At 44.0% G+C, this 12,410-nt stretch carries 9 protein-coding genes; 2 read left to right on the top strand and 7 right to left on the bottom strand.

Features of this window, described 5'->3' with window-relative positions; genetic code table 11:
• The 5 genes from gyrB to E1163_RS08345 all read right to left on the bottom strand — a co-directional run.
• Positions 1–1,919, bottom strand: a 1,919-nt coding sequence (gene gyrB, locus E1163_RS08365; RefSeq protein WP_155170986.1) for a DNA topoisomerase (ATP-hydrolyzing) subunit B, incomplete at its 3' end; no start/stop codon positions are given.
• Between the two features lie 392 nt (positions 1,920–2,311).
• Positions 2,312–2,677: a CoA-binding protein gene (locus tag E1163_RS08360; RefSeq protein WP_155170985.1), complete on the bottom strand. Its 366-nt coding sequence runs from the start codon at positions 2,675–2,677 to the stop codon at positions 2,312–2,314.
• Between the two features lie 39 nt (positions 2,678–2,716).
• Positions 2,717–4,294: an NAD(P)/FAD-dependent oxidoreductase gene (locus E1163_RS08355; RefSeq protein ID WP_155170984.1), complete on the bottom strand. Its 1,578-nt coding sequence runs from the start codon at positions 4,292–4,294 to the stop codon at positions 2,717–2,719.
• 25 nt (positions 4,295–4,319) lie between these two features.
• Positions 4,320–6,140, bottom strand: coding sequence for a toxin-antitoxin system YwqK family antitoxin (locus E1163_RS08350; protein WP_155170983.1), 1,821 nt, complete (start codon positions 6,138–6,140; stop codon positions 4,320–4,322).
• A gap of 62 nt (positions 6,141–6,202) precedes the next feature.
• Positions 6,203–7,168 carry a tryptophan 2,3-dioxygenase family protein gene (locus tag E1163_RS08345; RefSeq protein WP_155170982.1) on the bottom strand — a complete coding sequence of 322 codons (966 nt, stop codon included), beginning with the start codon at positions 7,166–7,168 and terminating at the stop codon, positions 6,203–6,205.
• Between the two features lie 178 nt (positions 7,169–7,346).
• Between E1163_RS08345 and E1163_RS08340 the strand changes: the two genes are divergently transcribed.
• Together E1163_RS08340 and E1163_RS08335 are read left to right on the top strand one after the other, a co-directional pair.
• Positions 7,347–8,564 carry an acyl-CoA dehydrogenase family protein gene (locus tag E1163_RS08340; protein ID WP_155170981.1) on the top strand — a complete coding sequence of 406 codons (1,218 nt, stop codon included), beginning with the start codon at positions 7,347–7,349 and terminating at the stop codon, positions 8,562–8,564.
• 532 nt (positions 8,565–9,096) lie between these two features.
• Positions 9,097–10,401: a mechanosensitive ion channel family protein gene (locus E1163_RS08335; RefSeq protein WP_155170980.1), complete on the top strand. Its 1,305-nt coding sequence runs from the start codon at positions 9,097–9,099 to the stop codon at positions 10,399–10,401.
• 23 nt (positions 10,402–10,424) lie between these two features.
• Here the strand turns inward: E1163_RS08335 and E1163_RS08330 are convergent, their stop codons facing one another.
• Together E1163_RS08330 and E1163_RS08325 are read right to left on the bottom strand one after the other, a co-directional pair.
• On the bottom strand, positions 10,425–11,513 hold the full coding sequence (locus tag E1163_RS08330) for a FecR domain-containing protein (RefSeq protein ID WP_155170979.1): 1,089 nt from the start codon (positions 11,511–11,513) through the stop codon (positions 10,425–10,427).
• A gap of 258 nt (positions 11,514–11,771) precedes the next feature.
• Complete coding sequence (locus E1163_RS08325) at positions 11,772–12,335, bottom strand: RNA polymerase sigma-70 factor (protein ID WP_155170978.1); 564 nt, start codon at positions 12,333–12,335, stop codon at positions 11,772–11,774.
• Positions 12,336–12,410 lie beyond the last annotated feature (75 nt).

Genomic DNA, 12,410 nt, shown 5'->3' with positions numbered 1-12,410 from the left:
TCAATGAACTCTCTACGTGGTGCAACCTCATCACCCATTAACATGGAGAACAAGTGATCTGCCTCTGCCGCAGATTCAATAGTCACTTGTTTAAGGCTTCGGTTTTCAGGATCCATGGTCGTTGTCCATAATTGCTCGGGGTTCATTTCTCCAAGACCTTTGTACCTTTGTACACTTACAGACTCTTCTTTACCGTCTCCAGCCATTTCCTGAATAAGCTTTACCCTCTCATCTTCTGTCCAGCAGTATCGCTCATCCTTACCCTTTTTCAACTGGTAAAGCGGAGGCAATGCAATATACACATATCCTTTTTCGATAAGGGCATGCATATACCTGAAAAAGAAAGTCAGGATAAGGGTACGAATGTGGCTACCATCCACATCGGCATCCGTCATAATTACAATCTTGTGGTATCGAAGCTTGGTCATGTTCAGGGCCTTGTCGTCATCCTCTGTACCAAAACTCACCCCCAACGCAGTGATCATATTCTTGATCTCTTCGTTTTCGTATATTTTATGCTCCTGAGCCTTTTCAACGTTAAGGATCTTACCTCTTAACGGTAATATAGCCTGGAAGTTTCGGTCTCGTCCCTGCTTGGCTGATCCACCCGCAGAGTCTCCCTCCACCAGGTACAGCTCACTTACGGTAGGGTCATTATTCGAGCAGTCAGCCAGTTTACCGGGCAGGCCGGTACCGCTGAGTACGTTCTTTCTCTGCACCATCTCACGGGCCTTGCGGGCTGCATGCCGCGCCTGCGCCGCTATGATCACTTTTTGAACAATAGCTTTGGCTTCTTTTGGATTCTCTTCAAGGTAATTGTTCAGCATTTCACCCACTACGGTATCCACTGCTCCGCTTACTTCCGAGTTACCCAACTTGGTCTTGGTCTGTCCTTCAAACTGAGGTTCAGCCACTTTTACGGAAATTACAGTTGTAAGCCCTTCCCTGAAATCATCACCACTGATATCCACCTTTACTTTGTCAAGCAAACCGGATTTATCAGCATAAGCCTTCAGCGTCCTGGTCAGCGCTCTTCTAAAACCAGCAACGTGTGTACCTCCTTCAATGGTATTGATGTTGTTTACATAGGATACTACATTTTCACTGTAAGAGGTGTTGTAGCTCATAGCCACCTGAACGGGGATCTCACCCTTTTCACTATCCATGTAAATAGGTTGAGGAATCAGTTTTTCCCTGGTACTGTCCAGGTACTCAACAAATTCTTTCAAGCCACCTTCCGAATGGAAGAGGTCGCTCTTAGGCTTGCCTTCATCATCCATCTCACGCATATCCTGCAGCGTGATACTGATACCTGCATTTAAGTAGGCAAGCTCACGAAGCCTTGAAGCTACAGTATCGTAAGTAAATTCTGTAACGGTGAAAATACTGCCATCAGGCTTGAAAGTGATGGTTGTCCCTGTTTTATCGGTCGTTCCTATTTCCCTTACCGAATATTGTGGCACCCCTATTTTGTACTCCTGCTCATATATCTTCCCCTCGCGATGTACCTCAGCTTTCAGGTCGGTAGACAAAGCGTTAACACAAGATACACCTACACCGTGAAGACCTCCTGAAACTTTGTAAGTATCTTTATCGAATTTACCACCGGCGTGGAGCACTGTCATTACTACCTCAAGTGCAGAGCGCTTTTCTTTCGTATGAATATCAACAGGTATACCTCTACCGTTATCAGAAACAGTGATTGAATTATTTTCATTGATGGTAACGGAAATTTCGTCACAATGACCGGCCAGTGCTTCATCTATTGAGTTATCCACTACCTCCCAGATGAGGTGATGAAGTCCCTTGACACCTACGTCACCAATGTACATTGCAGGTCTTTTTCTTACAGCCTCCAGGCCCTCTAGTACCTGAATATTACCTGCCGAATATTCCTTCTTATTTTCTTTATCGCTCATAAACTTTAAATATATTCCTTATTAAAACACTGCCACCAAAGACTGGAATCCCTATAATGTGGATGAAAAGAAAACCACCTGTAAAATTCCATGGACCAGGGTATTTTAAGGTCTCCCAAAACTACAATAATTAATGATTTTTTTTAAGGTTTTTATTGGTTTATTATCAACTAATTTAGGCAGAAATCACCCTTTAAATCCTATTCAAAATACATATATTTCAATAGGGTTTTTGATCTCATTTCTCTGATAATTAATTGAAAGGCAAATGGTTGTACACCCGGCTAAAAGCCCTCGGGAAAATAGTCAGGGCAACAGGCCAAAACAGCTTGTAACAGCAGGTAATGATGGGGGGCAATTGATAGTTATACTTCCTGACTGTTCACGGTATGCTAATAATTCCCAACACGCAACATTACCAGGGTACAGGCTTCTTCAGTCTCAATACCCTGCTGATGGGCAAGCTTTTCCAGTTCATAATTTTCGGTACCCGGATTAAAAATGATGCGTTTTGGCTTCAGACTCAGGATGTAATCATACCACTCCGGCTGGTTCTGAGGGCCGATGTACATCGTTACGGTATCAATGCCTTCAATATGTGGTTTTTCCCTGATATCAAGGATCTGTTTATCGAAAACCTCCCCTTTTTTGATGCCTATTGGCACTATCTCGTGTCCATGGTTGGTCAATAGCTGGGCGGCAAGGTAGGCATACCTTCCCGGATTCGTCGTCGCTCCTATTATCGCTGTTTTTTTCATATCGTATCAAGACCCTGCAACACTGAGTTGAGGGTGTTTTTAAAATTCAACTTTCAAATACTGGCTCATCAATGCTTCTGCACAACGTTCTCCGTCCATAGCGGCAGACACAATCCCACCGGCATATCCGGCGCCCTCTCCACAGGGGTAAAGCCTTTTTAATCCAACATGCTCAAGGGTCTCTTTGTTTCTGGGAATCCTCACCGGAGATGAAGTACGGCTTTCTACGCCAATGATCTGAGCCTCATTGGTGTAATAACCTTTCATTTTTTTACCAAAAGCTTTGAAGCTTTGCCTGAGGCTTTCCGCAATAAAGTAAGGCAGCACTTCTTTCATATCCATTGAGAGTATGCCCGGCTGATATGAAGTATCAGGAAGGGAAGTAGAAATACGGTTCTCCACAAAGTCGACCATTCGCTGCGCCGGAGCGGTCTGTTTTCCACCGGCAAGTGCACAGGCTTTTTGCTCTATCTCCTTCTGAAAGTAAAGAGCAGCCATTTCGCCATATTTTTGCAGGTGTCTGAGATCATTAAGCTCAACTGCAGCCACTATGCCTGAGTTGGCAAAACGGGAATCTCTCCGCGAAGGGCTCATACCATTGACTACTATCTCTCCGGGGCTTGTTGCCGCAGGCACTATAAAACCACCGGGACACATACAGAAGGAGAATACACCCCTTTTGGTATGATTGACCATAGCCTGATTGACCAACGCGTAAGATGAAGCCGGCAAATAAGGACCTCGATCATTTTCGCAACTATACTGGATCTTATCAATGAGCTGCTGAGGATGCTCTATCCGTACGCCAAGGGCAAATGGCTTGGCTTCTATTGCTACTTTTCGCGATTTCAGCAGTTCAAAGATATCCCGGGCAGAATGGCCTGTAGCCAGGATAACACCTTCTCCCTTTATCACTTCTCCATCAGCCAGCTTTACTCCGGTAAGCTCATCACCGGTGAGTACCAGATCTACTACTTTAGAGTCAAAGCGCACTTCCCCGCCGGCCTCAAGGATACTTTCCCTGAGGGCTGTTACTATCTGTGGCAGCTTATTGGTACCGATATGCGGGTGGGCATCGTACAGGATCTCATGCCGGGCACCATGTGCTACCAATATTTCCAGTATACGCTGCACATCACCCCGCTTCTTGGATCTTGTGTAAAGTTTGCCGTCAGAGTATGTTCCTGCACCACCCTCTCCAAAGCAGTAGTTTGAATCGGGGTTTACAACATGGTCTTTATTTATGGCTGCCAGGTCCCTTCGCCTTGAGCGGACATCTTTTCCCCTCTCCAGAACAATGGGTTTTATACCCTTTTCTATCAATCTTAAGGCAGCAAACAGACCGGCCGGGCCTGCCCCTACTATAATCACCTGTTTTGCTGCAGAAACATCAGGGTATTCTTTCCTGTAACTGATCAGCTCGGGAAGTGGCTCATTCTGGTACACTTCTACCTGTACCCTTACCCAGACAGTTGCCTGGCGTGCATCTATGGATCGTTTGACGACCCTGACCCCGGCGTTGGCTCCCGGCTTTAGTTTTCTCTGTATTACTTCGTTGAATCTGTCTTCGTCAAAAGCCTCCTCGGGCCTTAGCTTGAGATCAAGTGTTTTTTTCAATGTGTAAGGTTTTTATCCTTAAAAGTTATTTTTTCCCCCTTGCCCCAAAGGAGAAGGTATAGCCCAGGCTAAGTCCAAAATTAAAAGCCAGTGGCATTTTATTTTGTGGAAGATCAGAAAATGCATCCTCAAATGTATCGCTAACATCAAAACTTCTATAGCCGGTTCCCACACTCACAAAGGTATCTGCGGTGAACCCGGAGCTTACCGTACTCTGCATCAGGCGGTAACCCAAAAGCACGGAATATTCGATCTTCTGCTCACTGGCACTTGCCCGCACCACATTGTCAGGGATCAGTACATGGCTTACATTGGCAAAGTGGCTCAGGTTGGTAAACCGCACCTCATGACCAAAATACCAAAGGCCGAACTCTCCGCCCGGATTGTAAAATTTTTGTTTTATGGCTATTCCATAGCCTCTGCTGTAAATTTCATCAAGTGGTATATCATTGTCCCTGGCAAAGAATGGATCGCGAATACCCTCAAACTCAAACTCGTGCCCCAGCCGCTCCTGTAAATAGAACTCCATACCTATAGGTACCCGGCCGATGAATGAAAAGAAAGGATTTGCATTCACAACCACTCCCTGAAATTCATTGATCTTGGATTGAAAGTACCTGAACCTTCTGCCCCGGAACCTGAAATCAGCAACTCCATATTTTTTGGTGGTACCCTTTATCTCCTCAAGGTCCTCTTTTTTGATCAGGTTATTGTCGTAAATAGGTTTGTAATAACCAGACAATGAGCCATCGTTCTTATAGAGTTCCCACTTCCCTATTTTCTTTCCGTCTTCAATAATACCTTTGGTCTGAAGTGAGCCATCAGGATAGTAACCATAGTACTCTCCTCGTCCATTTACAAACTTGCTTTCCCCTTCCAGGTCTCCTCCTTCATAGTAATATTTCCACAGGCCATGGTTTTTGCCATCCACTATAGGACCTTTCACCTTTAGTTTGCCGCTTTTGTAATACTCGGAGTAAATACCATTGCCATTTTCGAAGTTACTTTCTCCTTTGAGGGAACCATCCTCATAAAACAATCCCCAATAGCCATCCTTCTTGCCATTAACAAACGCTCCCTTAGAACTGACGGCTCCGTTTTCATGATAATATACCCACTTGCCGTCAGGCTCACTGTTTTGAAACTCGCCTGCCGCCATGAGTGCTCCGTTGTGATGATAATACTTCCAGAGACCTGACTTTTTCCCGTTTTGATACTGGCCTTCAGCTTGTAGTGTGCCGTCTTTGTAATAATACTTCCAGATGCCGACATTCCGGGTATCTGATTTAGGGCCTTCGGCACGCTTCTCTCCGGTTGGATAATATTCAGTATACCTGCCTTTGCCGTAATCATAGGTGATCTCGCCTTTTGTACCTCCGTCTTCAAAGTACTCAATCCAGTGGCCTTCCCTTTTGTTATCTGTAAAAGTGCCTTTTTCCTTTAAGGCTCCACTTTCATAGTAAATTTTCCACTCCCCCTGCCGCTGCTGGTCGTTGATCTCACCTTCCATGCTTTTATGCCCATTCTCATAAAAGTACTCCCAATAACCATTATTTGAATTATTGGTAAGATCACCACGCATCTTCAGTTTGCCGGTTTCGTAGTAAAACTCCCACTGGCCGGTAGTTTCATTATTGGTGAACTGCCCCTTCGACTCAATATTGCCATTGATGTAATACGACATGTATTTACCATCCAATACATTGGTAATGGTATCTTTCACGTGATAGATCTCCTTAAGGTGGTTTTTCTCCTCATCGTGAAAGGTATACCTCGTATGCTGCGCAGATACAATATGACAACAACATAAAAAGCCAATAGCGATATAAGCGATTAGAAACCTCAAAAAATGCAAATATTTTACATCTAATATACGGAGAAATGCTTGTTTTGGAGTGCTTTGCAATGCTATTTATCAAAGACTTCTTTCATAACCCAGGTTTTGCCCCACTCTTCGATTTCCTTTGAGGACCAAAGCTCAGGAAAAAATACTATCTTCTGAAAACGGGGTGGCAGGAATTTCTGCCAGTTGGTTCCTCCGGTAGCAGCAATATCGTCCGGGTCCTTGTGCAGGTATCGCACGGCAGATTTGTAATGTGACAAAGGCCAAAGCACGTTAGCTGCCAGGTCGTACTTTCGCATAGCCGTTACGATCTCTTCTTTGCGATCAGAATCCAGGAAATTCTTTCTGAATACTTCGAGAATGTTCTTAGGCTTGTATTCTTCCGCCAGCTTGATGAACTCCTCCAGGTACTTTTCTTCAAACTGCTTTAGGGTAAGCGTCTTTTTTCCTGAGGCCAGTTCAGTAGCCCCTCGTTTCCAGTAGATCTTATCCATCAATGTCTCTGCCGGATCATCATCAGACAATTTTTTCCTGGAGTCATATTCTACCAGATTGTAAAGGTTCGTAGAGCAAATCTCAATTTTTCTGTACTGGGCAGATTGAAAACCACTGGCAGGCAGCAACGACATTCTGAATTTAAGGAACTGCTCCCTGTCCATACCATCTATCATCACTGAGAAAGAATCTTCCAATATGCCAAAATAGCGATTAATTCGCTCCAACTTGGTCAAAAAGTAATCCTCAGTAATATTTGGTTCAGAAGCTATCTGGTCTATTTCCCATAGAATAAGTTTAAAGAATATTTCGGTATGCTGATGATAGGATATAAATATCATTTCATCTTTCAGGCCTGTTTTAGGATTTTGAAGGCTCAAAAGGGTATCCAGGTGAATGTAATCCCAATAAGTCAGGTAATCTGAGTACAACAGGCCATCCAGGTAAGAAGAAAGGTCCTGGCCCATTACCTCGTATTTTTCCTCAAGCTTCTTGATCTGCTCCAGGATCTTGGGATCAATTTCCGATTTATTCATATACTTTATAGCCTGTTTTTAAATGTAATTTACTGGATTTCACCTGATAATCAGAAAATCAATTTCAAACGTTTTAAAAAACAAATAACAGCGAAATTGACTCTTAATAAATGGTAAATCTTTAAATGTTGCGTAAATTTGAAACTTAAAACTGAATAACCCAAATTATAGATAATTGATGACAACGAATACCGCCCAAGAAGAAGCAAAACGTAAATCTTCCAACGACTTGTTCGAGTCTCCGGATTTTTATCAGATAGATGACCTTTTGACAGAAGAGCATAAATTAATAAGAGGTTCGATCAGGGATTTTGTGAAGAAGGAAATCTCTCCATATATCGAAGACTGGTGCCAGAATGCGCATTTTCCTTACGAGATTGTGAAGAAGTTTGGCGACATCGGAGCATTCGGACCTACCATACCGCAGGAGTACGGAGGCGGTGGCCTTGACTATATTTCTTATGGACTGATCATGCAGGAGATTGAGCGCGGTGATTCAGGTATGCGATCTACGGCTTCTGTTCAGGGGTCACTGGTAATGTATCCTATTTATAAGTTTGGTTCTGAGGAGCAAAGAAAGAAATACCTGCCTAAACTGGCTTCCGGCGAATGGCTCGGGTGCTTCGGGCTCACTGAGCCTGACCACGGCTCAAATCCCAGCGGCATGGTGACCAACTTTAAAGATATGGGTGACCACTACCTGCTTAACGGCGCTAAAATGTGGATCTCCAATTCACCAAAGGCCGATGTAGCTGTAGTTTGGGCAAAAAATGAAGAAGGGCGTATCCACGGCTTGATTGTAGAGCGTGGCATGGAGGGTTTCAGCACCCCCGAAACCCACGGCAAGTGGTCTTTAAGGGCAAGCTGCACAGGTGAGTTGGTATTTGATAACGTAAAGGTACCTAAAGAAAACCTGTTGCCTGGTAAGAGCGGACTCGGAGCCCCAATGATGTGCCTTGACTCTGCCCGATATGGTATTGCGTGGGGTGCTATAGGCGCTGCCATGGACTGCTACGATTCTGCCAGAAGATATTCAAAGGAAAGAATCCAGTTTGACAAACCTATTGGCTCTTTCCAACTCGTACAAAAGAAGCTATCTGAAATGCTTACCGAAATTACCAAAGCCCAGTTGCTAAACTGGAAACTGGGTAAAATGATGGAAGAAGGTAAAGCTACCACCGCACAAATTTCCATGGCAAAAAGAAACTCGGTCGAGACAGCACTCAACATAGCCCGGGAGGCCAGGCAAATCCACGGTGGTATGGGTATAACCGGTGAATACCCGATGATGCGCCACATGATGAACCTGGAGTCTGTTGTAACTTACGAAGGTACGCATGATATCCACCTGCTTATACTTGGAGCTGAGATTACCGGGATTCCGGCATTTAAATAAGAAATACTCTAGTGAAATACTAAAGTCTGCTTCTGTTAGGGGCAGACTTTTTTTGTACCCTAGGATCTACACTTCAAAATACTGGCTCAAGCGGAATTTCCGGAGTGACCCAAAAATTTTCACCTCTTTGCTGACAGGGAGTTGTTAATAGCAATCGGCAAAAGCAGTAGCAAAGGCCCATAATATAACAACAAGTGCGATTTACTGATTTTCAGTGGCAAGTTTCACATTACTTGCTTTACTTTCCAATCTATTTACTCCATAGGTTTTAGGTTTGATCGAAAATACTTCTATCCGACTACTGACCTGGAAGCTTTACCAAACTTTTGGGAGTTTAGTAAAGCTACTGTTTGGTTCTGCTTAACTACTAGTTCAAGCCCCCAGCTACCCTTATGCCTGAACAAAACACTGATAGGCCTGCCAGTGGTAGGTAATTCCATAATCTATTTCATTAACCTCCCGAAAACAATCTATGGCATCAATGCCTTTTTAAGATAGTTATTTGTACGAACCATAGCCAATTTACTGAAATATGCCAGCAAAGTTTAACCCATATGATCAGGAAGAAGGGAGTAAAAAGTCAATCCATGACAAGCAGTTACACGGCACTTATGCAAAAGCTGACCGCGGTCGCAGAGGCCTGACCAGAAAGACCTTTAATCGAAAAAAGAGAGGGTCAACGGTAAAAGGTGCGCAGAACCGGCTTAAGCAATTTAAGCAAGCGACTCTGGTAGCCGTGGCTATTACCGGATTTCTACTGCTTGTCCTGGCGCCGGGAGAGGCCGGTTATACACAAAGCGACACCGCCATTGCACCTATAGTCGCGGCTGACAGCATAGAAACACCTGCCGACAGCCTTGCCGATGAACAGCCGGAATTTACTGAGGCAGCCAAAGATGAAGCTATTGTAACCATAACAAATATATGGCGTGGTTTCTACGCCAATTTGCCCAAATTCCTGGTAGCCCTGGTCACTCTATTTGTTGCCTGGCTTTTGGTAAAATTGGTCAAGGGAGGTTTATCAAAGGTTATCGGCCAATGGAAGAATGGCTATGCCATCATTACTTTGGTGACCATTTCTATCTGGCTGTTTGCCATTGGTGTTGCGGTGAGTGTAGTTGCCGGTGACATACGTGCCCTCATAGGTTCGCTGGGTCTGGTAGGTCTGGCACTGTCGTGGGCACTTCAGACGCCAATAGAAAGCTTTACCGGCTGGCTGCAGAATTCGTTTCAGGGATATTACCGTGTGGGCGACCGGGTAAGTGTCGGAGAAGTTTTTGGTGACGTTTATAAAATTGATTTTCTTACTACTACGGTATGGGAAATAGGTGCTCCCTACAGGCAGGGCTTTGTTCAGGCCGAACAGCCAACCGGCAGGCTGGTCACATTCCCCAACAATGAGATCCTTTCCGGAACGGTGGTGAACCTGACGCGTGATTTCTCCTATGTATGGGATGAGTTGGCAATAGGTATTGCCAATGAGTCAGATACTAAACTTGCCATGAAGGCCATTGGTGATGTTGCTACCAGTTTACTGGCAGAATACATGAAAATACCCTCTGAGAAATACTCTAGAATCCTGAAAAGGGCCAACTTAAGCCATAATGTAGCCGACAAGCCGGAAATATACGTTTCTTTAACCGACTCATGGACTAACGTTGTGGTTCGTTACCTGGTAGGGGTTCGCGAAAGGAGGAAATGGAAAAGTGAACTGATCCTTAAAATAACCGAAGAGCTTAACAAAGACCAGTATAAAGGAAAAATCATATCGGTTTACCCCAGAAGACAGGTGCAGTTCATAGATGCAGATGGTATACCTTCCGGTACAAGCGTATAGTTTCTACCTAACTACACTGTGCACTATAAATCTGCAGAACTTACTGTCCTGGCCGATACAATTTCAACAGTTACCTTTTGGGTATCGGTAAAAATATCGAGCAGGCGTTTTTGATAGTTCAGTGTTTCGCCCGGCATCAGCTTATCGGTTAAAGTAAAGGTCGTGGTCGAAGTTTTGCCGTTGGGTTTGGTGTAGGTCGCATTTAAAACAATATCCGTATATATCGCGAGGTCTGCCTTATTAGCTAACCTACCGTCGATCACGGACATGTTAATTTTATTCTTTTCCCAACTGTACCTGCTCACGAGGTATTCTTTAGGATTATTCTTTTCATGATCGTAAGCAGCATTGTTTCGCTCCCGCCATGCAGCAAAACCTGCATCTGAATTTGGTGATTTAACCGGTCCCTCATCAGAAGTCACCACAGCCTTTTCTTTGGCAGTCACCACCACTTTCTGTTTATTTTTAGACTTTACAGAAGAAAAACTCACCTTACCTTCGGCCACGGTCAGCACTACTCCTGCAGAGTCTTCTTTAACGTTAAAAGATGTACCCAGCACACGGGCATAAGCTAGTGAAGCTTTTATAATAAATGGTTTCAGGCTATCAGGCTGTACAATAAAATAACCTTCCCCAGAAAGGGTGACTCTCCTGTTTTCCACGCCAAAATCTTCCGGATAACTCAACGTGCTACCCACATTGAGCCATATTTTACTGCTGTCGGGCAGGTAAACTTTTACAACCTCCCCTTTTGCATGGATGTCGATCATCTTCTCCACAGGCCATAGAATAAAAAGAGCGACGGCCAAAATTACAACACCAGCAGCTATCTTGAACCATAAACTGTAGTTCCCTGTCACCTGTACCGTGTCAGACTCCGGGGGGTTCTCACTAATTCGTGATTGCAATTTACCCCACTCTTCGACAGTATCAGCATCCCGCATTTCCAACCTTATACCGGAATTCTGCCAAATTTGCCTGGCTTCTTCAAATTCCTTCTGACGCTCAGGCGAAGATTTAATCCAAAGATCCACCTCTTCCCTTTCAGCATCACTCAGGTCACCTGAAAGGTAAGCTGCAAACCTGTCCCAATATGGAGTACCCTCTTTCATCTGCGTGTTCTATAAAATATACCTGTTTACCTGCGTTTAATTTTTACCTGTTTTTGCGGCGAATATTTTGAATATGCCGGACATGTAGAAGAAGCACATGACGAAACTAAAACTACAATAATTATTGCGATTACTCCAAAAACCATATTTCTCATGATGCGATAATTTATGTGAACAGAACATCAAGAAGCGATTAAAGCCACTTTTGTTCTTATAGCACACTATTTCGCATATACCCCCAAGCATTTAAATTATATTTTACATCAGAAGCAGCCAGGCAAGACCAGCCAGAAGAATCCATATCAGCGATTTGAGCGTTAAGTACGGCTTAAGCTCATCCCTTAGTTTCTGTAAAGCTATGCCCATCTGGTTTTCGACTGTTTTCTGCGAAAGCTCCAATGCTTCTGCTATTTCTTTGTACTTCATGCCTTCATGCCTGCTAAGCAGATAAATGGTTTTGCATTTAGGCGGAAGCCTGTCAATTGCCTCTCTTACCTTTATCTCAAGCTCAGTGCTGGCGGCGGCATCAGTTTCTGCCGGAGCTGCAATTTCACTCATAGCAGCTTCATCCTCCAGTTTCACAATTTTCTTGTTAGACCTGATGTGGTTCAGAGCGGTATGAGAGGTAGCCTTAAACAGGTAGTGCTTCATCTTCTGCCGGAAATCTACCTGTTCGCGATTTTTCCAAAGCTTGTAAAATACATCCTGAACAATATCCTTAGCGGCGTCAGTATCTCCCACAATATTAAAAGCAAGCCCGCATAGCTCCTTATGATGAGCGTAAAATAGCGTTTCAAATTCCTGACGAGTTGCTTCCTGCATAAAATTATATACTAAAATGCTCTATTGGCAATTGACGATAAAGCTAGCAATCAATAAAGAGAGCCGAACAAATAA

Origin of the sequence: Fulvivirga kasyanovii, from assembly GCF_009711405.1 — a bacterium.
In the GTDB taxonomy this organism is placed as follows: Bacteria; Bacteroidota; Bacteroidia; order Cytophagales; family Cyclobacteriaceae; genus Fulvivirga; species Fulvivirga kasyanovii.
Note: the sequence above shows the minus strand (reverse complement) of the source record. Positions and strands in the feature narration are given on the sequence as shown.

Bases quoted from the DNA above. Each gene is read 5' to 3' on its own strand.
- E1163_RS08340 (WP_155170981.1), top strand. From the start codon at position 7,347: ATGACAACGAATACCGCCCAAGAAGAAGCAAAACGTAAATCTTCCAAC.
- E1163_RS08325 (WP_155170978.1), bottom strand. From the start codon at position 12,335: ATGCAGGAAGCAACTCGTCAGGAATTTGAAACGCTATTTTACGCTCAT.
- E1163_RS08335 (WP_155170980.1), top strand. From the start codon at position 9,097: ATGCCAGCAAAGTTTAACCCATATGATCAGGAAGAAGGGAGTAAAAAG.
- E1163_RS08330 (WP_155170979.1), bottom strand. From the start codon at position 11,513: ATGAAAGAGGGTACTCCATATTGGGACAGGTTTGCAGCTTACCTTTCA.
- E1163_RS08360 (WP_155170985.1), bottom strand. From the start codon at position 2,677: ATGAAAAAAACAGCGATAATAGGAGCGACGACGAATCCGGGAAGGTAT.
- E1163_RS08345 (WP_155170982.1), bottom strand. From the start codon at position 7,168: ATGAATAAATCGGAAATTGATCCCAAGATCCTGGAGCAGATCAAGAAG.